Raw genomic sequence first — 22133 nt, 5'->3', positions numbered from 1 at the left:
CTGCATATATCCAAAAACCTGTGGGAGCGAGCCTGCTCGCGATGGGGCCGGCAAATGCAACAACCCATCAGGCCCCAGGCCAGAACGCCCGAATCCCCGCGACACCCTGGGCCCCTGCGTCCCAGGCCTTCTGCCGTTCTTCAGGACCAACCCCGCCCAACAGGAACACCGGCTTGCTGAAACCGGTGATCAACTGCGAAGCCTGCTCCCAGCCCAATGGCGCAGCGTCAGGATGAGTCTGGGTCGGCTGCACTGGCGACAGGGTGACAAAGTCCACGCCCATCTGCTCGGCCAGGCTCAGTTCCTCAGCGTTGTGACAGGACGCCGCCAACCAGCGCGAAGCCGGTAACGGACGACCTGCACTGGCATACTTGCGCAGCTGCGCCGCCGTGATGTGCCAACCGGCCGAAGGGAAATCCCCCAACCACTCGAACGGCCCCTTGAGCATCAATTGCGCCTTGCCGGCACACAAGCCCACCGCATCCACCGCCAGATCGCGGTACTTGGGGTCATAACCGTTGGGTGCCCGCAGCTGGATCAGCTTGATCCCGCCGGCGATGGCTTTCTGGATTCCACGCAGCAGGGCCGGGGTTTCCAGGTCCTCTGGGGTAATCAGGTACTCAGCCGGCAAGCGCGCCGCCGCGACGATCGGCTGGTTGGCCGCGGGAAACTCGTAGTCGCCCAGCTCCCGTGCGGTCACCCAGGCCAATGGCTGGCCTTCGGCACCGTGGGGCTCGCCGTTGAAGGCCGACACTTCCCAGACATCCAGCAGCACCTGTTTGTCCGGATAATCATGCTGGACCTTGATCAACGGCCGCGCGGCCGTGACGCCGATGCCCAGCTCTTCCTGCAGTTCGCGGGCGAGCGCAGCCTGCACGGCTTCACCCTCCTCGACCTTACCCCCGGGAAACTCCCAGAGGCCGCCCTGGTGTTGGGTATCGGCGCGGCGCGCGATCAGGATCTTGCCGCTGGCATCGCGGATCACCGCTGCGGCTACATGGACTCGTTTCACCGCGCTACTTCCTCCAGACCAGCTTGCTGCCAGGCCTTGAAGGCTGGCCATTGGTAAATCGTCTCGACATAGGCCGCGTCGACCGGCGGTAACTCGACTTGATAGGTGCGCAGGCGCACGGCAATCGGGGCAAAAAACGCGTCGGCCAGGCTGACTGTGCCGAACAGGAACGGCCCGGCTTCTGCAGCGGCGGCGCGGCACTCGGCCCACAGCGCCAGCATCCGCTGGATCTCGGCCTGCACCTCGGCCGGCATCGGCGTCAGCGGCGCGTCACGGCTCAGGTCAAACGGCATGTTGCCGCGGATTGCAAAAAAACCGCTGTGCATCTGTGCGCACGCCGAACGCGCCTGGGCACGGGCGGCGATGTCCTTGGGCCAGAGCCCGGCATCAGGGAAACGCTCGACCAGGTACTCGGCAATCGCCAACGAGTCGGCAATGGTCCCGTGCTCGGTCTTGAGCAGTGGCACCTTGGCCGTCGGCGAATGCTTGAGCAGCCTCTCGCGGGTATCGGGCTGGTTGAGTTTGATCAGTTCTTCGGTGTAGGTCGCGCCAGCGAGATCCAGTGCCAGGGCACCGCGCAGGGACCAGGAGGAGTACAGTTTGTCGCCGATGATCAGGTGGTAGCTCATGTTCGGGGACCTTTGGCTGAGGGGACAAGCGGCAGGCCTGCGGCCTGCATCGCGGGCAAGCCTTGCTCCTGCAGGAGAAGCAAGGCCTGCCCTGAGTGCGTCAGGTGCGGTATTCGGCGTTGATCTTCACGTATTCGTGGGACAGGTCGGTGGTCCAGATGGTTTCGCTGCAGTCACCACGGCCCAGCTCGATGCGAATGGTGATTTCCTCACGCTGCATCACCGCCGAACCCTGGGCCTCGGTGTAGCTGGCCGCGCGGGCGCCACGGCTGGCGATGCACACTTCGCCAAGGAACACGTCGATCTTGCTCACGTCCAGGTTCGGCACGCCGGCACGGCCGACAGCGGCCAGGATCCGGCCCCAGTTCGGGTCGGAGGCGAACAGCGCGGTCTTGATCAGCGGCGAGTGTGCCACGGTGTAGCCCACGTCCAGGCACTCCTGGTGGTTGCCGCCGCCATTGACTTCGACGGTGACGAACTTGGTCGCCCCTTCGCCGTCACGCACGATGGCCTGTGCCACGTCCATGCACACCTCGAACACCGCCTGCTTGAGCGCCGCGAACAACGGGCCGCTGGCCTCGGTAATTTCTGGCAGTGCCGCCTGGCCGGTGGCGATCAGCATGCAGCAATCGTTGGTCGAGGTATCGCCATCGATGGTGATGCGGTTGAACGACTTGTTGGCACCGTCCAGCATCAGGTTCTGCAGCACTTCGCGGGACACTTTGGCGTCGGTGGCGATGTAGCCCAGCATGGTCGCCATGTTCGGGCGAATCATCCCGGCGCCTTTGCTGATGCCAGTGACGGTGATGGTCACGCCGTCGTGCTGGAATTGCCGGCTGGCGCCCTTGGGCAGGGTGTCAGTGGTCATGATCCCGGTGGCCGCGGCTTCCCAGTTGTTTTCCGACAGGTCATCGAGGGCGGCCTGCAGCGCGCCTTCGATCTTCTCCACGGGCAACGGTTCGCCGATCACCCCCGTGGAGTACGGCAGCACCTGGCTCGCGTCGACACCGGTCAGTTCGGCCAGCTTGGCGCAGGTCCGCTCGGCGGCAGCCAGGCCCGGCTCACCGGTGCCGGCGTTGGCGTTGCCGGTGTTGGTCAGCAGGTAACGCACTGCGCCCTGGACTCGTTGCTTGGCCAGGATCACCGGCGCGGCGCAGAAAGCGTTCAAGGTGAACACACCGGCGACGGTCGAGCCTTCGGCACAGCGCATGACCACGACATCCTTGCGCCCAGGGCGCTTGATGCCAGCCGAAGCGATACCGAGTTCAAAACCGGCAACCGGGTGCAACGTGGGCAAAGGACCAAGACCAACAGCCATGAATGCGCTCCTCACTAGATAATGTCTGCACCCGGGGCGCCACGCTTTCTGACGCGCGGCGTCGGTGCTTCGAATGGTAAAACGCCGCGACGGCTGATGCCGGTCGCGGCGTGGGTATTTCAGCGTTGACGACGGGTTTTACTGGATCTGCCCGTGGCAATGCTTGAATTTCTTGCCCGAACCGCAGTAGCACAGCTCGTTGCGGCCCAGCTTCTGCTCGTTGCGTACCGGCGCGGTGGCGAGGGCCACATCGACCTCTTCACCCAACAGCTCCGGTTGCTCCAGGCCAGGTGCTTCGTCGTGCAGGAACTGCATGCGAGCGGCCAGCGCCTCGGCTTCCTGACGCAGGCGTTGCTCTTCTTCGATCGGATCTTCGCGACGTACCTGAACGTGGGACAGAACCCGGATCGAGTCGCGCTTGATCGAATCCAGCAGCTCGGAGAACAGCGTGAACGACTCGCGCTTGTATTCCTGCTTCGGGTTCTTCTGGGCGTAGCCACGCAAGTGGATACCGTGGCGCAGGTGGTCCATGGTCGACAGGTGGTCTTTCCACAGGTCGTCCAGCACGCGCAACACGATTTGCTTCTCGAAGGTGCGCAGGGCTTCGGCGCCCGCCTGGTCTTCTTTTTCGTTGTACGCGGCGATCAGCTCTTGCATCAGCTTCTCGCGCAGGGTTTCTTCGTACAGGTGATCGTCTTCGTCGAGCCATTGCTGGATCGGCAGCTTCACCCCGAAACCGCTTTCCAGCTCGGCTTCCAGACCGGCAACGTCCCACTGTTCAGGCAGCGATTGCGGAGGAATGTGCGCCGAAACGGTGGCGTTGAGCACGTCCTGGCGGAAGTCGGCGATGGTCTCGCCGATGTTGTCGGCGGCCAGCAACGTGTTACGCATGTGATAGATCACTTTACGCTGTTCGTTGTTGACGTCGTCGAACTCCAGCAATTGCTTACGGATGTCGAAGTTACGACCTTCCACCTTGCGCTGGGCCTTTTCGATGGCGTTGGTCACCATGCGGTGCTCGATCGCCTCACCAGGCTGCATGCCCAGGGCCTTCATGAAGTTTTTCACCCGGTCAGAGGCGAAAATACGCATCAGGCTGTCTTCCAGCGACAGGTAGAAGCGGCTGGAACCGGCGTCACCCTGGCGACCGGCACGACCACGCAGTTGGTTGTCGATACGGCGCGATTCGTGACGCTCCGAAGCGATCACCTGCAAGCCGCCCGACTCGAGCACCTGCTGGTGACGCTTCTGCCAGTCGGCCTTGATCTGGGCGATCTGCTCCGGCGTCGGGTTCTCCAGGGAAGCCACTTCCACTTCCCAGTTACCGCCCAACAGGATGTCGGTACCACGACCGGCCATGTTGGTGGCGATGGTCAGCGCGCCTGGGCGACCGGCCTGGGCAATGATCTCGGCTTCCTTTTCGTGGAACTTGGCGTTCAGAACCTTGTGTTCGATACCTTCCTTGTCCAGCAGGCGCGACATGTGCTCGGAGGTTTCGATGGTCGCGGTACCCACCAGAACCGGGCGCCCCGCTGCCATGCTTTCCTTGATGTCGGTGACGATGGCGGCGTACTTCTCGTCCGCGGTGAGGAACACCAGGTCGTTGTAGTCTTTACGCGCCAGCGGCTTGTTCGGCGGGATGACCATGACCTGCAGGCCATAGATCTGGTGGAATTCGAACGCTTCGGTGTCGGCCGTACCGGTCATGCCGGACAGTTTGTTGTACAGACGGAAGTAGTTCTGGAAGGTGGTCGATGCCAGGGTCTGGCTCTCGGCCTGGATGTTCAGGTTTTCCTTGGCCTCGATGGCCTGGTGCAGGCCTTCGGACAAACGACGGCCCGGCATGGTACGGCCGGTGTGTTCGTCGACCAGGACTACCTGGCCGTCCTGCACGATGTATTCGATGTTGCGGTGGAACAGCTTGTGCGCGCGCAGGCCGGCATACACGTGGGTCAACAGGCCCAGGTTGTGCGCCGAGTACAGGCTCTCGCCTTCAGCCAGCAGGCCGATGCGGGTCAGCACTTCTTCGATGTACTGGTGACCGGCTTCGTTGAGTTCGACCTGGCGGGTCTTCTCGTCGACGCTGTAGTGACCGGCCTTGGTGACGACGCCTTCCACTTCCTCGACATGCAGCTCCAGTTGCGGGATCAGTTTGTTGATCTCGATATAGAGCTTGGAGCTGTCTTCGGCCTGACCGGAAATGATCAGTGGGGTACGGGCTTCGTCGATGAGGATCGAGTCGACTTCGTCGATCACGGCAAAATTGAGTTCGCGCTGGAATTTTTCTTCCATGCTGAACGCCATGTTATCGCGCAGGTAGTCGAAACCGAATTCGTTGTTGGTGCCGTAGGTGATGTCGCAGGCATAGGCCGCGCGCTTCTCTTCCGGCGGCTGGAACGGCGTGACCACGCCGACCGTCAGGCCGAGGAACTCATAGAGCGGACGCATCCAGTTGGCATCGCGGCGGGCCAGGTAGTCGTTCACCGTGACCACGTGCACGCCTTTGCCGGACAGTGCGTTGAGGTAAACGCCCAGTGTCGCCACCAGGGTCTTGCCCTCACCGGTACGCATCTCGGCAATCATGCCTTCGTGCAGGGTCATGCCGCCGATCAATTGGACGTCGAAGTGGCGCATGCCCATGACACGCTTACCGGCTTCGCGGGCTACCGCAAAGGCCTCGGGCAGCAGTTTGTCGAGAGTCTCCCCTTTGGCGAAGCGGGCCTTGAACTCGTCTGTCTTGGCACGCAATTGATCGTCCGAAAGGGCCACCATTCGCTCTTCGAAGGCATTGACGAGTTGCACCGTCTTGAGCATGCGTTTGACTTCACGCTCATTCTTGCTTCCAAAAAGTTTCTTTAACAAAGGCGCAAACATATCGGCAGGATCTTCCACACTAAAGGGATGGAGGGCGGCCCCGTGAGTCGCCCGAGCAGCCCTCATGGCCGCATGCGAACGAGCATTCTACCCGGAAACGATGGTGAGGAAAGTGGCGTTATTCCACGATGCTGGCACAGCGCTGTGACGGGGCTCACTTAAAATAAGGGCTTTTTACTGAACTTCAAGCCATTTGCAGCAGAAGTTACTCATTGATTTAATGGGTAAAGCGGTAACAAAGCAATGGGGCGGGTGTATCCCACGCTTTCTGCTACCATGGCGGCTCTGTTACTTCAGGTGTCTGATCATGGCATTTCGCCCTCTTACGGCCAGAGCACCCGCCGTTCTACTACGCGAAGCCAAACCGTTAAAAGCCATATTCGGCCACGCACAACGCCTGGGTCATCTGCAGCGCTTGCTCGAAAGCCAATTACAGCCGGCCGCCCGGGAACATTGCCACGTGGCTTCCTGGCGCGAAGGCAGCCTACTGTTGATCGTCACCGACGGACACTGGGCCACCCGCTTGCGCTACCAGCAAAAACGCCTGCAACGTCAACTGCAGGCCTTCGACGAATTCGCCAGCCTGACGCGGATTCTGTTCAAGGTTCAACCGCCCACCGTGCAGCAAGGCGCGGCCGGCCACACCATGGACCTGTCCAGTGACGCGGCGGCCACCATCCAGGCCACGGCCGACGGGATTACCGACCCCAATCTGCGGGCAGCCCTGGAGCGCCTGGCGGCACACGCCAAGCCCAAGGCCTGAGCGGTCGAAGAATGCAGGCGGGAACAGGCTCACGATAGCGCCCGCTCCCCCACCTTCAGCGGCGCTTGCTGCCGCCCAGCAACGACCCCATCAACCCACGCACCAACTGCCGGCCCAACTGGTTAGCCGCCTGGCGCATTGCTGACTTCAGCGCCTGCCCGGCAGCGGTGCCGAGAAACTCGCCGGCCTGCTCGGTGAAGCTCGGCCCCTCTGCCGCCGGCTTATCCGGCACAGCCTCGGCCTCCGGCGCCAGGCCCTTGCGCCCCATCAGCACTTCATAGGCCGACTCGCGGTCGATCGGCTTGTCGTAACGCCCGACCAACGGTGAGCTGGCAATCAGCGCGGCACGTTCAGCTTCGCTCAATGGCCCGATACGCGATTGCGGCGGCGCCACCAGGACCCGCTGGACCATCTCCGGCGTGCCCTTCTCTTGCAGAGTCCCCACCAGTGCCTCGCCAATCCCCAGGTCGGTCAGCACTTGCAGTGCGCTGAACGCCGGGTTGGGCCGGAAACCGTCTGCCACCGCTTTCAGGGATTTCTGCTCCTTGGCGGTAAATGCCCGCAGCCCGTGCTGGATGCGCAAGCCCAACTGGGCCAGCACGTCATCGGGCAGGTCGCCCGGCGACTGGGTGACGAAATACACCCCCACGCCCTTGGAGCGGATCAACCGCACCACCTGTTCCAGACGCTCCTGCAGGGCTTTGGGCGTGCCGGCGAAGAGCAAGTGGGCCTCGTCGAAAAACAACGCCAGCAGCGGTTTCTCGGCATCGCCGCGCTCCGGCAGTTGCTCGAACAGTTCGGCCAGCAACCACAGCAGGAAAGTCGCGTAGACCTTCGGCGCCTCGTGTACCAGGCGGCTGGCATCCAGCAGGTGGATGCGCCCGCGACCATCGCAGGCCGGGGCGAGAATGTCTTGCAGCTGCAACGCCGGCTCGCCGAACAGCGCCTCGGCCCCCTGCTGTTCCAGGGTGGCCAGGCGCCGCAACAGCGCCTGGCTGGAACCGGTGGTCATCAGGGCGGCGTCATCGCCGAGCAGTTCGGGGTTGTCCTTCAGGTGGTTGAGCAGGGCCTTGAGGTCCTTGAGGTCCAGCAGCAACAACCCCTCGCGATCGGCCACCTTGAAGGCGGCGTACAGCGCCGACTGCTGGCTGTCGGTCAGTTCCAACAGGCTGCCGAGCAACAACGGCCCCATTTCACTCAAGGTCGTACGCAACGGATGACCAGACTGCCCATGGATATCCCACAACGTTACCGGATAGGCCGCCGGCTGGTAGTTGAGCCATGGCATGCCGGCAATCCGCTCAGCCACTTTGCCCTGGGGATTGCCCGCGGCCCCGAGCCCGCACAGGTCGCCCTTGATGTCGGCGGCAAACACCGCGACCCCGGCGTCACTGAAGGCTTCGGCCAGACGTTGCAGGGTGACGGTCTTCCCGGTGCCGGTGGCACCTGCCACCAATCCGTGGCGGTTGGCCAGGCGCATGGCCTGGGCAATCGGCTGGCCTTGAAGGTCGGCACCAATAACGAGTTTCAATGAATCAGGCATTTTGTCACCCATGATTAAGCTTTGGTCCTACACAGCCGATAGAGATAAGCGAGAGACCAGACTGAATATCAGGTCAGATAATTCCCTAAGGAACGACGGAAATATCAGCTTATGTGCAACAGCGCCTATCGTGCGCGCTTTTTTGTCGCAACACGCCCCACACAAGACATTAGCGGACACCACAAGCCATGAACAACAATCTGCGCTTCAGCCACAAAATCCTGCTTGCCGCCGCCCTTATCGTCATTGCCGCGTTCGCCACATTTACGCTGTACAACGACTATCTGCAGCGCAATGCAATTCGCCAGGACCTCGACAGCTACCTCAATGAAATGGGGAATGTCACTGCGAGCACCATTCAGACCTGGCTGTCCGGTCGCATCCTTCTGATCGATAACCTGGCGCAGAACATCGCCATCAATGCCGATGATGCGCACGTCGCCGAACTGCTGGAACAAAAAGCCCTGACGTCAACCTTCATGGCCTCTTACCTGGGCAATGCCGGTGGCAGCTTCACCATCCGTCCAGATGTGAAAATGCCCGACGGCTTCGACCCGCGCGGTCGGCCCTGGTACACCGGCGCGCAGAACAGCGCCACCGCCACGCTGACCGAACCCTATATCGATGCGGCCACCGGCCAAACCATCATTTCCATTGCCAGCGCCTCGAAAAAAGCCGGTAGCAATGTCGGTGTGGTGGGCGGCGACCTGAGCCTGCAGACCCTGATCGACAACCTCAAGGCCGTGGATTTCGACGGCATGGGTTATGCCTTCCTGGTCAACGCCGACGGCAAGATCCTGGTGCACCCGGATAAATCCCTGGTGATGAAGTCCCTCAGCGAAGCGTATCCGCGCAACACCCCGCGCATCGGGAGCGACTTCAGCGAAGTCGAGGTGGATGGCAAGACGCGCATTTTCACCTTCAGCCAGATCAAGGGCCTGCCCTCGGTCAACTGGTACATCGGTCTGTCGGTGGACAAAGACACGGCCTTCGCGATGCTCAGCGAGTTCCGCACCTCGGCGATCGTCGCCACGGTGATTGCCGTCACCGTGATTATTGCCCTGCTCGGCATGCTGATCCGCTTGTTGATCCAGCCGTTGCACGTCATGACCCGCGCCATGCAGGACATTGCCGACGGTGAAGGCGACCTGACCCGACGCCTGACAATCCAGAACCACGATGAGTTCGGCACCCTGGGCGTCGCCTTCAACCGTTTCGTGGAGCGCATCCACGGTTCGATCCGCGAAGTTTCCTCAGCCACCGAGCAAGTCAACGAAGTCGCCTTGCGGGTGGTCAGCGCCTCGAACTCGTCGATGCTCAACAGTGACGAACAATCGAGCCGCACCAACAGCGTCGCGGCCGCCATCAACCAGTTGGGAGCCGCCACCCAGGAAATCGCCCGCAACGCCGCACAAGCCTCGCACCAGGCCAGCGATGCCCGCAGCCTGGCCGAAGATGGCCAGCAAGTGGTGGATCGCAGCATCGCCGCGATGAATCAACTGTCGAGCATGCTCAGCGCTTCCAGCAGCAACATCGAGTCGCTCAACAGCAAGACCGTGAACATCGGGCAGATTCTCGAAGTGATCACCAGCATCTCCCAGCAAACCAACCTGCTGGCACTCAACGCGGCTATCGAGGCTGCGCGGGCCGGTGAGGCCGGACGCGGTTTTGCGGTAGTGGCCGATGAAGTGCGCAACCTGGCGCACCGCACCCAGGAGTCGGCACAACAGGTGCAGACCATGATCGAGGAGCTGCAAGTCGGCGCCCGCGAGTCGGTCAGCACCATGGGTGACAGCCAGCGCCATAGCCAGGACAGCGTGGAGATCGCCAACCTGGCCGGTGAGCGGCTGAGCAGCGTGACCCTGCGCATCGGCGAAATTGACGGCATGAACCAGTCGGTGGCCACCGCCACCGAGGAACAGACTGCCGTGGTGGAGTCGATCAACGTCGACATCACCGAGATCAACACCCTGAATCAGGAAGGCGTGGAAAACCTGCAGTCGACCTTGCGGGCCTGCTCCGACCTGGAACAACAGGCGGCGCGCCTCAAGCAACTGGTGGGCAGTTTCCGTATCTGAATGCGCGTGCAGGAGCTGTCAGGGCTTGCCTTCAGGCTCCGGCGGGGCCTGCAACTGCTGCCATAACTCGGCTGCACCGGGAAACTCGGTGCCGTCCTCGCTGCTCAAGTCATCGGGGTCGTAACGGCTCAGGCAGCCTTCGCCCAGGGTGGCAGGGGCTGTGGAAGTGGCCTTGTCCAGTGGATCGCTCATGGTCCGCACCCGGCAACAAAAAAGGGCCTCAAGCGTACAACGCTTGAGGCCCTTTTGCCTGTCGGCGACGAATCAGAACACCACGGTCTTGTTGCCATGCACCAGCACGCGGTCTTCCAGGTGATAGCGCAGGCCGCGGGCCAACACCATCTTCTCGACGTCACGGCCGAAACGCACCATGTCTTCGATGCTGTCGCTGTGGCTGACGCGCACCACGTCCTGCTCGATGATCGGACCTGCGTCCAGCTCTTCGGTGACGTAGTGGCACGTGGCGCCGATCAGCTTCACACCGCGCATCGAGGCCTGGTGGTAAGGCTTGGCCCCCACGAACGACGGCAGGAAGCTGTGGTGGATGTTGATCACCTTGTGTGCGTACTCGCTGCACAGCTCAGGCGGCAGGATCTGCATGTAGCGCGCCAGCACCACGACTTCTGCATCGTGCTGCTTGACCAGGCGCGACACTTCGGCAAACGCCGGCTCTTTGTTCTGCGGGTCCACCGGCACATGGTAGTAAGGAATGCCGTGCCACTCGACCATGCTGCGCAGGTCGTTGTGGTTGGAGATCACGCAGGAAATCTCGCAGTCCAGCTCATCGCTGTGCCAGCGGTGCAGCAGGTCGGCCAGGCAGTGGGACTCACGGCTGGCCATCAGCACCACGCGTTTTTTCTGCGCGGTGTCGGTGATACGCCAGTTCATTGAGAACTCTTCGGCGATCGGGGCAAATGCCTCACGAAAGGCCTCCAGACCGAACGGCAGGGAGTCGGCCCGAATTTCGTGACGCATGAAGAACCAGCCACTGAGATTGTCCGAGTGATGGCTCGCTTCAGTGATCCAGCCATTGTGTGACGCCAGAAAGTTACTGACCTTAGCAACGATGCCGACGCCGTCCGGGCAAGCGATCACTAGCCGAAAAGTGCGCATAGGGGGGAAACTCCAGAACTTCGCAAAGGCCGCCATTCTAGCGATTGCGCAGCAAAACTGCAGTATTGATCAGCAATGACCCTGCCTGCTGCCTGCGCAACTGGACCAACATCGACCGATTAGCGACCCTGCAGGCTGACGCAGGACGCCTTGTGAAAATACGCAAGAACGGTTTTGTGAATAACTGTGATGATTAGCGCTGATGTTTTAACTGTGAGTGTATTCTCCTCCTCATTGACTCTAATCAAATCAAATAAAACTCCGCTTATATGTTTACTTGATGAAACACCCTGACTATTATTGCGCCACTGTCCCCTGCATCCTGTGCCTAACATAAGGTAGTCCTCATGTCCCTGATCAACGAATACCGCGCCACCGAAGAAGCTATCAAAGAGCTGCAAGCCCGTTTGAAGAACCTGTCCCAAGACGACAAACTGCAAACCGAGCTGGAATTCGAAGGCAAACTGCGCACCCTGATGGGCGAATACTCCAAATCCCTGCGCGATATCATCGCCCTGCTGGATCCGGAATCCAAAGTTAAAGCCCCACGCGGCGCAGTGAAAACTACCGGCACCAAGCGTGCTCGCAAGGTTAAACAATACAAGAACCCGCACAACGGCGAAGTCATCGAAACCAAAGGTGGCAACCACAAGACTCTGAAAGAGTGGAAAGCCAAGTGGGGCGGCGACGTGGTTGAAAGCTGGGCAACCCTGCTGGGCTAAGCCGCAACCCGTCTCGCAGGTTCACTTGCGAACAAAAAAACGCCAGCTTTCGCTGGCGTTTTTTTATGGGTGTTATTCAATACATTTCATCAGGGCATTTCAAATATTCAAACGCTTGCGCAATAGCGCCACGTACTCGCGCCATTCCTGCAGAACCTCAAGCGTTCCGCCCGTGGCATTCTGCGACCATTGCTCGCAGGCTTCATCAAATGCCTGCACGGTATTGGGCGCCCCCCACCGAGCATCGCTCAAACGCTGCTGACAGAATAATTTCCAGCGCTCTTGCTCCTGTTCACTCAAGGTTTCAGGGAAGTTACGTGCGCGATATCGAAATAATAATTCCGGTAAACGTTCATCATCGAACGGCCATTGTTCTTGCGCTAATTGCTGTGGATCGGCCGCTCTCACTTGCTCGCATAAACGTCGGTCGCGGTCGCCAATGAAACCGTCGTACAACTGTTGTTCCGGATCATCGCTGGGGGTGAAGTCCTCCTGGGCATAAATGGCCTGGACTTTATCTCGCCAAAGTTCCTGTGCGTCACTTAGCCGCAGCGCCCGCGCCTGATACAGCGCCATGTCCAATTGCAGTCGTTGCTGATCCTCAGCGCGCAATACCGATAACGGCGCCACTACCGGACAGCGGTTGATATGAATCAGTTTGAGCGGCACCGGCAGCGTCCCTTCGGGCAAATCCGCACGGCGGCTGTACAGGCGCTGACGCAGGGTTTCGACGTCATCTGCCAGCAAGCCCTCGGGATCCAGGTGCAGGTCGCAGACAATCAGTGCATTACGATTGCGCGGGTGCCAGGCCAGCGGCAGGACGACTCCCACATAACTGCGGTCGGCAGAAAAGCGCCCGGAAATATGCACCATCGGTTGCAACAGGCGAATCTGGTCCATGACTTTCTGTTTGCTGCGCAACTTGAACAGCCAGTCATAAAGCTTGGGCTGCCGATCGCGAATCAGCCGCGCCAGGGCAATGGTGGCGCGCACATCGGACAAGGCTTCGTGGGCCTGGCCATGGTCCAGGCCGTTGGCGGCCGTCAGGCGTTCAAGCTTGAGCGTGACACGCCCCTCCTCCTGCGGCCAGACGATACCGTCCGGGCGTAACGCATAGGCTGCACGCACCACATCGATCAGGTCCCAGCGGCTGTTGCCGCCCTGCCACTCACGGGCATAGGGGTCGAAAAAATTGCGATACAGGCTGTAGCGCGTCATTTCATCGTCGAAACGCAAGGTGTTGTAACCGGCGCCGCAGGTCCCGGGCGCGGCCAGTTGCGCATGCACCCGGGTCATGAAATCCGCTTCGCACAGGCCCTTTTCGGCCAGGCGCGTCGGGGTGATCCCGGTGATCACGCAGGCGGCCGGATGCGGCAGGATGTCGTCACTGGGTCGACAGTAGAGATTGACCGGGGCCTCGATCTCGTTGAGGTCGAGGTCAGTGCGAATGCCGGCCATTTGCAGCGGTCGGTCGCAACGCGGGCTGATACCGGTGGTTTCGTAGTCGTACCAGAAAATGGAAGTCACGGGCTGTTCCTGAACTTGAGACTGGCGAAGTCTAGGCGCTCACACCGGGTGCCGACCAGTCATGCTGTTATTCAAGTACCGATGGTTGTTACCGGGTGCTACATAGATATGTCGTTCCCCGGAACGAAGGCTGCTAGCATCGGCCCTACGTACGTGACCATCAGGCCCCTCACCAGGCAGCCAATGACTCAGACTTCAGCACCGCCAAGGAACGCACCGCTGCCCCCGCCACTGGATACCCGCTACCAGGTCGAAACGCCCGAAGGCATCGACCTGCCATTGCGTCCGGCGGGGTTGTTGCCGCGTGCCCTGGCATTTGCCATCGACTTGGGACTGCGCGCCCTGGTCCTGGGGCTGCTGTTCGTGACCCTGGCGTTTTTTGGCAAGGTCGGCGTGGGCCTTGGCTCGCTGCTGCTGTTTGTTCTCAGTTGGTGGTACATGGTGTTGTTCGAGGTCCTCAATCAGGGCCGCTCGCCGGGCAAACAGTGGATGGGACTGCGGGTCGTGCAGGACGACGGCACCCCCATTGGCTGGTCGGCTTCGCTGATCCGCAATCTGCTGCGCTTCGTCGATATGCTGCCCTTCGTCTACAGCCTCGGCGCCATCAGTTGCCTGCAGCACCCGGCCTTCAAACGCCTGGGCGACATTGCCGCCGGCACCCTGGTGATCTATCGCGAACAAGCCGTAACGCGCCCGCCGCTACCGGCTGCAATGCCCCTCCGGGCACCTTTCAACCTGAGCCTGGCTGAACAACGCGCCGTATCGGATTTCGCCGAACGCCAGTCCCAGCTTTCCGCTGAGCGGGTGCAGGAACTCGCCGCATTGCTGGCTGAGCCGCTGAAGGTCAGCCCACCGCGCGCGGTTGCCGAACTCAACGGTATTGCCCTGGGCTTGCGAGGACCGGTATGAAACAGAGCCAGTTCGAGAGCCTCCATCAGCCGCAGTGGGACGCGTATCGCCAAGGTCTCGATCTGCTGGAGCGCGGCAAGGCCAGCGCCGAGCACGCCCGCTCATTCCCCAGGGACTATCGGCGCCTGTGCCAGCACCTGGCCTTGGCACAGGAGCGCGGTTACAGCACTTGCCTGATCGACCCCTTGCAGCAACTTGCACTGCGTGGACACCAGTTGCTCTACCGCCATCGCAGCAGCGTGCGGCCCCAACTGCTGGCGTTTGTCCTCGCCGACTTCCCACGTTTGGTGCGTGAGTCATGGCCGTTCGTACTGGTGGCGGGACTGTTGTTCTTCGGCTCACTGCTGGGCATTGCGCTGTTGGTCTACCTGTTTCCCGACCTGATCTACAGCCTGTTACCGGTCGAGCAGGTGGGCGAAATGCAAAGCATGTACGACCCCGCCGCCGGGCACCTGGGCCGCGATATGGAACGTGCAGCGAGTGATGACTGGATGATGTTCGGCTACTACATCATGCACAACATCGGTATTGCCTTTCAGACCTTCGCCAGCGGCCTGCTACTCGGGCTTGGCAGCGTGTTTTTCCTGGTGTTCAACGGCCTGCTGATTGGAGGCATCGCCGGCCATCTGACCCGCATCGGCTTCGGCGAAAACTTCTGGTCGTTCGTCATCGGCCATGGCGCCTTCGAACTCAGCGCCATTGCCATTGCCGGCGCGGCCGGCCTGCAACTGGGGTGGTCGTTGATCGCTCCCGGTCGCCTCAAACGCGGCGAAGCCTTGCGCCTGGCTGCGCGCAAAAGCGTCCTGTTGATGTGCGGCGTGATGCTGTTGCTGTTGATCGCCGCCTTCATCGAAGCCTACTGGTCATCGCGCAACGCCACGCCCCCTCTCGCCAAATATCTGGTGGGGGCCACCCTGTGGGCACTGGTAGTGCTCTATCTGATGACTGCCGGACGGACACGCCATGCGCCTGAATGAGGCCAGTGTCGTCATCCGTCCGCGCACGAGTTGGGAGGCCATGGACCTGGGCGTATTGCTCAGCCAGCGTCACCGACGACTGTTGATGGTCGAGCTGGGCACTGATCACGTTGCCGGTATTCGCCCTGCTGACCGGCCTGTTCTGGAACTCCCCAGGCATCGCCCTACTGATCTTCTGGTGGTTGAAACCTGCGTTCGAACGCCTGCCGTTGTACCTTCTCTCCGAAGCCTTGTTCGGCCAGGCGCCCAGCCTGAAACAGGCATTGCGCCAATGGCCGCGACTACTCAAACCGCAACTGCTCGCCAGCCTGACCTGGCGCCGCCTGAGCCTGAGCCGGAGTTTCTGCCTGCCGGTGGTTCAGCTCGAAGGTCTCGCCGGGCAGGCACGCCAGCAACGTCTGGCGGTCCTGCAACAACGCGATGGCGAGGCCGCGCGTTGGTTGACCCTCCTAGGCGCACTGCTGGAATCCAGCCTGTGGTTGGGCTGCATGGCCCTGTTCTACCTGTTCCTGCCCATGCAAATCGAACTGGATTGGGACTGGCAAACGCTGATCGACGCCAGCGAACAGGACTGGCTGTGGCTCGAGCACCTGATCAACGGCCTCTATGCGCTGGTCCTGATCATCTGGGGACCGGTCTACGTCGCCTGCGGATTCAGCCTGTACCTGAACCGCCGGACCGTACTGGAAGCCTGGGACATCGAACTGCAATTTCGCCGCCTGCGCCAGCGCCTCAGCGGCTTGGGCGTCGCGCTGCTGGTGCTCGGCCTGCTGTGGCTGCCGATGCCGCAGGCGGTGTATGCCGACGAGCCTGACGCCCCAAGCGCCCCGCGCCTGCTCCAGCAGCCCCTGACCAGCCAGGCCGCCAGCCGTGACATCAACGCATTGCTTCAGGCGCCACCTTTCAAGAATTCGCAGACGATTACCCGCTATCGCTTCGGCGAAGAAGCCACTGATCCAGTCGAAGACGCTCAGCCCCCGGCATGGCTCAAGGCACTCTTGGAATTGTTCGACAGTCAGCGCTTCAAAGGGCTGGCCCAAGTCATCGAGGTGCTGCTATGGACCGCGCTCGCGGGATCGATTGCCTTGCTGGTCTGGCACTACCGCGACTGGCTGCAGACCTTCGTCAGCCGCCGCAAGCCTCTTCACGCTCCGGGTACTTCGCCCTCACCCACCCAATTGTTTGGTCTCGATCTCGATCCCGAGTCACTTGCGCAAGACATCGCCAGCCAGGTCGAATCGTTGTGGCTGGAGCATCCCCGCGAAGCTCTCGGACTGCTCTATCGGGCTTTGCTCAGTCGCCTGCTGCACGACTTCGGTCTCCCCCTGAAAAGTGCCGACACCGAAGCCGAGGTCCTGGCGCGGGTCCAGCAGTTGCAGGACCCGGAGTTGCAGAACTACAGCCAAAGCCTGACGCTGCACTGGCAGAACATCGCCTATGGTCATCGTGTGCCGCCTGCGGCGCTGCAACAGCAACTCTGCCAGGGCTGGCGCGCATTATTTGACCCGCGAGCCCAGCAATGAGTCGACGTCTGGCAGCTCTCGGCGTACTGATCGGCGCATTGCTCTGTGCAGTGGCAACGTACCTGTACCTGCACGCCACGCCCTATCAAGAAAACATCGACCACGGTCCCTCCCCCGAAGCCCAGAACAATCCCTACCTGGCAGCCGAACGCTTTCTGCGCAAGCAAGGTTTGAGCGTGCATCACGTCAATAGCCTGGACAGCCTGCCCACCCTGCAACCACGCCAGCACAGCCTGTTGCTGCTGGGCGAACGCGCCAACATGACCCCGGCCCAGATCGACCAGGTGCTGGACTGGGCGCGAGATGGCGGGCGCCTGCTGTTTGTCGCGCAGGCCTTGTGGAATGAGCAGACCGGCAACAGTCAGGACCTGCTGCTGGACCAGGTGCACGTGCAGCAGTTCATGAGCAAAGACCTCAAGTATGTGCCTGCCGAAGCAGCGAAGGACCGCTATCCGAACCTGACCAAACTTTATCTGGAAAACGAAGAGGCACCGGCCTATGCCGGCTTCGACCCGCAGTTCCACCTCGAAGACCCGCAAGACCTGGCACAGGCCTGGGCCAACAGCGCCAAGGCCACACACCTGATGCAGTTGCCCTGGGGTGAGGGTTCGATCACCGTGGTGACCGATGCCGAATTGTGGAAGAACAGCGCGATCGGCCAATACGACAACGCCTGGCTGCTGTGGTACTTGTTCGCCGACACCGACGTCACGCTGTTATTCGACATTGACCACGACAACCTGCTGAGCTTGCTGTGGCGTTATTTCCCCCAGGCCTTGGTGGCGCTGCTCGCGTTGATCGGTTTAGGGCTATGGCACGCCGGCTGGCGCCACGGTCCGGTGCAGCCCGCAGCACCCAAGGCCCGCCGCCAGTTACAGGAACATCTGCGCGCCAGTGCCGATTTTCTCGTCCGTCGCGCCGGGCAACAGAGCCTGTTAGAGGGCTTGCAGCACAATGTGCTGCGACGTGCCAGACAACGTCATCCAGGCCTCGATCAACTCGACACGTCCGAACAGTGGCAAGTGCTCGCCCGCTTGACCGGGCACTCGCCCGAGAGCATTGCCCAGGCCCTCGGCCCGCCCCGTAAACGAAGGCTGTCGAGCAGCGAGTTCAGCAGCCAGGTGGCCCACCTGCAGAACCTCAGGAATGCCTTATGATCTGGCTCCTTGCAGCAGTTAGATCTGCATGATATTAGAGATCATAGATCTATCTGACAGGGAGTGGAGGGCCGCAGCAACAGCCTTCACACAATCCATGCAGACAGAGCAAACGTGATCTGTTGATGAATGGGTGGTAGATGGAGCTTGTGTGGGGCACAGAGGATTTCCTGATCGCAGGACAGCCGTACCGAGGGTTTCCGATTCTGCTGTGGGACTCGATGGAGAGTGAATCGCCCCGGGTTTCGTAGACACCTCCATGCCTTAAACTGAGGCCAATCAGGAGGTGCCATGAGCAACCCACGTTATCCCGAAGAATTCAAAATCCAAGCGGTCAATCAAGTGACCGAGAAGAAGTTGCCTGTCGCTGATGTGGCGGCGCGTCTTGGCGTGTCGACGCATAGCCTCTATGCCTGGATAAAGCGCTACAGCAAACCTCAGGCAGAACGGCAGCAAGACGATGATCAGCACGCTGAACTGCGTCGTCTGCGAGCCGAACTCAAGCGGGTCACCGAAGAGCGAGACATCTTAAAAAAGGCCGCCGCGTACTTTGCCAAGGAGTGCGGTTGAAGTACGCCTTTATCAAGCAGCGAGCGGGCGACTATTCGATTCGACGGCTTTGCCTGACGCTGAAAGTCCATCCCAGCGGTTATTACGCCTGGCTGTCTGAGCCGCAATCTGTACGCGCCAAAGACGACCAGCGACTGCTGGGTTTGATCAAGCATTCCTGGCTGGAGAGCGGTGGCGTTTATGGCTATCGCAAAGTCCATGACGATCTGCGCGAAGTCGGTGAGGATTGTGGTCGGCATCGTGTGGCGAGGCTGATGCGTCTTGAAGGTCTGCGCTCTCAGACAGGGTATCGACGCCGTCCTGGCAAATACGGCGGTAAGCCAGCGGTCGCCTCACCCAATTTACTGAAGCGCCAGTTCGATGTCGTAGAACCCAACAAAGTTTGGGTCACCGACATCACTTACATTCGTACGTATGAAGGCTGGCTGTATTTGGCGGTGGTGCTGGATCTGTTTTCTCGTCAGGTCGTTGGCTGGTCAATGAAGTCGCAGATGACCAGTGATTTGGCCATTGATGCGTTATTGATGGCGGTTTGGAGGCGAAAACCGAAACAAGAGGTGATGGTTCACTCCGACCAGGGCAGCCAGTACAGCAGCTCCGATTGGCGCAGTTTTTTGAAGGCAAACAATTTGGTTGCCAGCATGAGCCGCCGAGGCAATTGTCATGACAACGCCGTGGCTGAGAGCTTTTTCCAGCTTCTGAAACGGGAACGAATCAAGCGGAAAATCTACACCTCACGGCAAGATGCTCGTAGTGATGTGTTCGATTACATCGAGATGTTCTACAACCCAAAACGCCGCCATGGTTTCAACAATCAGCTGTCACCGGTAGAGTTTGAAAAACGTTACGCAATGAGCTTGCAAGGTGTCTAGAGAATCCGGGGCGATTCAAGGGGAGGTGCCGAAATTGGCAGAGGGGCTCGCCAGTGGAACGAGCACATCCTCCCCAATCTTCTTTCCAGTGAACTGGTCAGGGGCTAGCAAAGGCGGCACATCTGGGTGGCGGTGGCAAAGCAGAAACTCAACTTGACCGTGAATTAGCATCTGTTCGCAAACAGCCATGCTGTCTGAATGCAGGCGTACCGCATCTATCCGTGCGCCATTTTCCGCACGTCTCAACCATCTTGGGAAGAAGGTGAATGACAAGGAATGAGTGGCTGCAAATTGCAGTGTTTTTGCGGCCATTCCTGCCACTTCCTGAGCCTCAGACCTCATCCGGTACAAACGTCTGGCGGCCTCTTGAGCGCTAGGCAAAATCTGTCTTCCAGCCTCGGTTAAGGTCGCTCCTTGGGGAGTGCGTACGGGCTTGAGGTATCAATTCAATATGCGACTCGCAAAGTACATCTGAAGGTTGCTGGCGAGCAGTCAGACGCGAAGCCCTTGACCGTCCAGATGTCGTATTTGATTGCTTTCGAACGAGGTAAAGCACCAGGCGAATTTGCGGTGCAGAAAAAACTGGATTTTCCATTCTGATCAGAACTGCGACGAGCATGGACGCTTATCTGGCTCGCAGCTGCAACGCGTTTAGCGACTCGAGCGTGTGTACCACCAATTCAACTACACCAACGTCGAAGTCCTCGCGATTTGCCTCCTCGTGGGTGCCCTTGTTCAGATACACCCAAACCAAGGATTGCTCTGGTATGCCCCCCGGTGTCAGGATAGTTGTCGCCTCGCCAGACTTACCTGAAACCAGACCCCGGGGGCGGAAAGAGAGCCGTTGTGCCGTACTATTCCTCTGAGCGCAAAGCCGAACTGCTCAAGATGCTGGGCCCTCCACTCAACCTGACGATGGCCGAAGTCGCCAGGCGCGAGGGCGTTACTGAAATGTCGCTGTATACCTGGCGCAAACGAGCCAGTGCCGAAGGATGTGTGGTGGTGACCGATCCCAAACACCCGACCGAGAGTTGGTCGGCAGAAATGAAATTCGCGGCTGTCGCCGAATGTGCCAGCTTGTCCGAGATTGAACTGGGTGAATACTGCCGTCGCAAAGGCTTGTATCCCGAGCAGATTGCTGCCTGGCGGCAAGCCTTCCTGAGTGGGATGGCCCCTCAAAAAGCGCAGCCCAAGGTTGATCGGGAGCAGGCCCGTCAGGATCAGAAACGTATTAAACAGCTTGAGCGCGAACTGCGCCGTAAGGATAAGGCGCTGGCTGAAACAGCCGCGTTACTGGTGCTGCGAAAAAAGCTCAACGACTACTGGGGAGTAGACGACGAGGACAATTGACCGCTCTGCCGGAACGGCAACTGCTGGTGGCGTGGCTGACAGAGGCGATCAATACCGGCGCTCGAAAATCGATGGCGTGCCAAGAAGTTGGATTGACGCTCAGAACGTTGCAGCGTTGGACTCAAACGGAAGAGGTGGTGGCGGATGCGCGTACTACTACAGTTCGCACAACCCCGCCCAATGCGCTGAATGAGCATGAGCGAATAGCGATTCTCAACCTGTGCAACAGCGCTGAGTATGCTCACTTGCCACCCAGCCAGATCGTGCCGAGGCTGGCCGATAAGCAGATCTACGTAGGCTCGGAGTCAACGTTCTATCGTGTGCTTCGAGCTGCCGGGCAGAGGCAACACCGAGGACGCGCTCAGCGCCCTGGACGTAATGCCGAGCCAACCACGCATGCGGCTCATGCACCAAATCGTGTGTGGTCGTGGGACATCACGTACTTGCCGTCTTCGGTGCGTGGAAAGTACTACTACCTGTACCTGATCGAGGATATTTACAGCCGCAAGAGCGTCGGCTGGGAGGTGCATGAGGATGAGGACGGCGCCAAGGCCGCAGTGTTGCTGCAAAGGAGCGTGATCAGCGAACAATGCCTGAGAGAGCCTCTGGTACTACACTCGGACAACGGCGCGCCGATGAAGTCGACCACGTTGCTGAGCAAGATGTATGAGTTAGGCATTACGCCATCAAGGGGCAGACCGCGTGTCAGCAATGACAATCCGTATTCGGAGGCTCTTTTCAGAACGCTGAAGTACTGTCCGCAATGGCCGACCAAGGGTTTCGAGACCTTGGATGCTGCAAGATGCTGGGTGCGTGATTTTATCCGCTGGTACAACCACGAACACCGACATAGCGGGATCCGCTTCGTCACACCGGCAGAGCGTCATCGTGGTCAGGATAGGCAAATCCTTGCCCTGCGCCATGAGCTGTATGAACAAGCTCGAAGCAGGAATCCAGAGCGATGGTCAGGACGCACTCGTAACTGGGAGCCAATTGGTACGGTGCTGTTGAACCCTGATCGGGATCAACAGCACGCGAAGCAAGCCGCATAGCTGGATGGTTGACGCGACAACTACCTTGAAAAACGCCGATGCCTAGGATGTGATCCAAAGCTTGGATAATGGGCGCCTTGTCAGCATGCTCGAAATTCGGCGCCCCCCTTAGCTTCGCTCTGATTCCTTCGCACAGATGACGGA

16 protein-coding genes and 3 pseudogenes are annotated in these 22133 nt (G+C 60.2%); 10 read left to right on the top strand and 9 right to left on the bottom strand.

Annotated elements, in window-relative coordinates; all coding sequences use genetic code 11:
• Positions 1–67: 67 nt before the first annotated feature.
• The 4 genes from Q1W70_RS16415 to secA all read right to left on the bottom strand — a co-directional run bounded on the left by Q1W70_RS16415 (position 68) and on the right by secA (position 5833).
• Positions 68–1012 carry a Nudix family hydrolase gene (locus Q1W70_RS16415; protein WP_166591752.1) on the bottom strand — a complete coding sequence of 315 codons (945 nt, stop codon included), beginning with the start codon at positions 1010–1012 and terminating at the stop codon, positions 68–70.
• The gene (locus tag Q1W70_RS16410) at positions 1009–1641 is read right to left on the bottom strand and encodes a glutathione S-transferase family protein (RefSeq protein ID WP_166591751.1); all 633 of its coding nucleotides are present in this window, start codon (positions 1639–1641) and stop codon (positions 1009–1011) included. The genes Q1W70_RS16415 and Q1W70_RS16410 overlap by 4 nt, the downstream gene beginning before the upstream one ends.
• 100 nt (positions 1642–1741) lie before the next feature.
• Positions 1742–2959, bottom strand: coding sequence for a bifunctional glutamate N-acetyltransferase/amino-acid acetyltransferase ArgJ (gene argJ, locus Q1W70_RS16405; RefSeq protein ID WP_166591750.1), 1218 nt, complete (start codon positions 2957–2959; stop codon positions 1742–1744).
• Between the two features lie 138 nt (positions 2960–3097).
• The gene (gene secA, locus Q1W70_RS16400; RefSeq protein ID WP_095165709.1) at positions 3098–5833 is read right to left on the bottom strand and encodes a preprotein translocase subunit SecA; all 2736 of its coding nucleotides are present in this window, start codon (positions 5831–5833) and stop codon (positions 3098–3100) included.
• Between the two features lie 307 nt (positions 5834–6140).
• Between secA and Q1W70_RS16395 the strand changes: the two genes are divergently transcribed.
• Positions 6141–6596 (top strand): DUF721 domain-containing protein, encoded by a 456-nt coding sequence (locus Q1W70_RS16395; RefSeq protein WP_095165711.1) that lies wholly within the window; start codon positions 6141–6143, stop codon positions 6594–6596.
• Positions 6597–6651: 55 nt separating this feature from the next.
• Here the strand turns inward: Q1W70_RS16395 and Q1W70_RS16390 are convergent, their stop codons facing one another.
• The gene (locus tag Q1W70_RS16390) at positions 6652–8139 is read right to left on the bottom strand and encodes a helicase HerA-like domain-containing protein (RefSeq protein ID WP_166591749.1); all 1488 of its coding nucleotides are present in this window, start codon (positions 8137–8139) and stop codon (positions 6652–6654) included.
• A 188-nt stretch (positions 8140–8327) separates the two neighbouring features.
• Here Q1W70_RS16390 and Q1W70_RS27310 point away from each other — a divergent pair.
• A pseudogene (locus Q1W70_RS27310) lies at positions 8328–9359 on the top strand (HAMP domain-containing protein); the annotation flags it as partial.
• Between the two features lie 93 nt (positions 9360–9452).
• Entirely contained in the window at positions 9453–10217 is a 765-nt protein-coding gene (locus tag Q1W70_RS27305; protein ID WP_371927886.1) for a methyl-accepting chemotaxis protein, read from the top strand.
• Between the two features lie 18 nt (positions 10218–10235).
• Here Q1W70_RS27305 and Q1W70_RS16380 read toward each other — a convergent pair whose 3' ends face one another.
• Positions 10236–10409, bottom strand: a complete 174-nt coding sequence (locus Q1W70_RS16380; RefSeq protein WP_166591747.1) for a hypothetical protein — start codon at positions 10407–10409, stop codon at positions 10236–10238.
• 72 nt (positions 10410–10481) lie between these two features.
• Positions 10482–11330: a formyltetrahydrofolate deformylase gene (gene purU / locus Q1W70_RS16375; RefSeq protein ID WP_095165714.1), complete on the bottom strand. Its 849-nt coding sequence runs from the start codon at positions 11328–11330 to the stop codon at positions 10482–10484.
• Between the two features lie 347 nt (positions 11331–11677).
• Between purU and mvaT the strand changes: the two genes are divergently transcribed.
• Complete coding sequence (gene mvaT, locus Q1W70_RS16370; RefSeq protein WP_083356977.1) at positions 11678–12052, top strand: histone-like nucleoid-structuring protein MvaT; 375 nt, start codon at positions 11678–11680, stop codon at positions 12050–12052.
• 99 nt (positions 12053–12151) lie between these two features.
• Here the strand turns inward: mvaT and sbcB are convergent, their stop codons facing one another.
• Positions 12152–13579 (bottom strand): exodeoxyribonuclease I, encoded by a 1428-nt coding sequence (gene sbcB, locus Q1W70_RS16365; RefSeq protein WP_166591746.1) that lies wholly within the window; start codon positions 13577–13579, stop codon positions 12152–12154.
• A gap of 183 nt (positions 13580–13762) precedes the next feature.
• Here sbcB and Q1W70_RS16360 point away from each other — a divergent pair, with 183 nt between their 5' ends.
• The 5 genes and pseudogenes from Q1W70_RS16360 (at position 13763) to Q1W70_RS16340 (ending at position 19587) form a co-directional block, all read left to right on the top strand.
• A complete protein-coding gene (locus Q1W70_RS16360) occupies positions 13763–14488 on the top strand; it encodes an RDD family protein (RefSeq protein ID WP_166591745.1) in 726 nt (241 codons plus the stop codon).
• Positions 14485–15465 (top strand): stage II sporulation protein M, encoded by a 981-nt coding sequence (locus Q1W70_RS16355; RefSeq protein WP_166591744.1) that lies wholly within the window; start codon positions 14485–14487, stop codon positions 15463–15465. Before Q1W70_RS16360 ends, Q1W70_RS16355 begins: the two co-directional genes overlap by 4 nt.
• Positions 15452–16988, top strand: a pseudogene (locus Q1W70_RS16350) (DUF4129 domain-containing protein). The gene Q1W70_RS16355 and the pseudogene Q1W70_RS16350 overlap by 14 nt, the downstream one beginning before the upstream one ends.
• Positions 16985–18145 carry a DUF4350 domain-containing protein gene (locus Q1W70_RS16345; RefSeq protein WP_166591742.1) on the top strand — a complete coding sequence of 387 codons (1161 nt, stop codon included), beginning with the start codon at positions 16985–16987 and terminating at the stop codon, positions 18143–18145. The pseudogene Q1W70_RS16350 and the gene Q1W70_RS16345 overlap by 4 nt, the downstream one beginning before the upstream one ends.
• Positions 18146–18436: 291 nt before the next feature.
• Positions 18437–19587, top strand: a protein-coding gene (locus Q1W70_RS16340) for an IS3-like element ISPsy29 family transposase (RefSeq protein WP_094991499.1) whose coding sequence is annotated in 2 segments (ribosomal slippage) — positions 18437–18671 and positions 18671–19587 — 1152 coding nt in all. Because the reading frame shifts where the segments join, the coding sequence is not laid out codon by codon here.
• Between the two features lie 18 nt (positions 19588–19605).
• On the opposite strand, the pseudogene Q1W70_RS16335 reads toward Q1W70_RS16340, so the two are convergent.
• A pseudogene (locus Q1W70_RS16335) lies at positions 19606–20016 on the bottom strand (LysR family transcriptional regulator); the annotation flags it as partial.
• A gap of 417 nt (positions 20017–20433) precedes the next feature.
• Between Q1W70_RS16335 and Q1W70_RS16330 the strand changes: the two are divergent.
• Positions 20434–21989 (top strand): IS3 family transposase gene (locus Q1W70_RS16330; protein ID WP_436799864.1). Its coding sequence is split into 2 segments (ribosomal slippage): positions 20434–20890 and positions 20890–21989, totalling 1557 coding nucleotides; the frame shifts between segments, so codons are not numbered across the junction.
• Positions 21990–22133 lie beyond the last annotated feature (144 nt).

It is taken from the genome of Pseudomonas kielensis (assembly GCF_030505375.1).
Classification (GTDB): domain Bacteria; phylum Pseudomonadota; class Gammaproteobacteria; order Pseudomonadales; family Pseudomonadaceae; genus Aquipseudomonas; species Aquipseudomonas kielensis.
This window is presented reverse-complemented; position numbering and strand designations above follow the sequence as displayed.

Coding starts and splice junctions, on each gene's coding strand:
- Q1W70_RS16345 (WP_166591742.1), top strand. CDS start 16,985: ATGAGTCGACGTCTGGCAGCTCTCGGCGTACTGATCGGCGCATTGCTC.
- Q1W70_RS16390 (WP_166591749.1), bottom strand. CDS start 8,139: ATGCCTGATTCATTGAAACTCGTTATTGGTGCCGACCTTCAAGGCCAG.
- Q1W70_RS16410 (WP_166591751.1), bottom strand. CDS start 1,641: ATGAGCTACCACCTGATCATCGGCGACAAACTGTACTCCTCCTGGTCC.
- Q1W70_RS16395 (WP_095165711.1), top strand. CDS start 6,141: ATGGCATTTCGCCCTCTTACGGCCAGAGCACCCGCCGTTCTACTACGC.
- purU (WP_095165714.1), bottom strand. CDS start 11,330: ATGCGCACTTTTCGGCTAGTGATCGCTTGCCCGGACGGCGTCGGCATC.
- Q1W70_RS27305 (WP_371927886.1), top strand. CDS start 9,453: ATGCTCAACAGTGACGAACAATCGAGCCGCACCAACAGCGTCGCGGCC.
- Q1W70_RS16360 (WP_166591745.1), top strand. CDS start 13,763: ATGACTCAGACTTCAGCACCGCCAAGGAACGCACCGCTGCCCCCGCCA.
- secA (WP_095165709.1), bottom strand. CDS start 5,833: ATGTTTGCGCCTTTGTTAAAGAAACTTTTTGGAAGCAAGAATGAGCGT.
- argJ (WP_166591750.1), bottom strand. CDS start 2,959: ATGGCTGTTGGTCTTGGTCCTTTGCCCACGTTGCACCCGGTTGCCGGT.
- Q1W70_RS16355 (WP_166591744.1), top strand. CDS start 14,485: ATGAAACAGAGCCAGTTCGAGAGCCTCCATCAGCCGCAGTGGGACGCG.
- Q1W70_RS16380 (WP_166591747.1), bottom strand. CDS start 10,409: ATGAGCGATCCACTGGACAAGGCCACTTCCACAGCCCCTGCCACCCTG.
- mvaT (WP_083356977.1), top strand. CDS start 11,678: ATGTCCCTGATCAACGAATACCGCGCCACCGAAGAAGCTATCAAAGAG.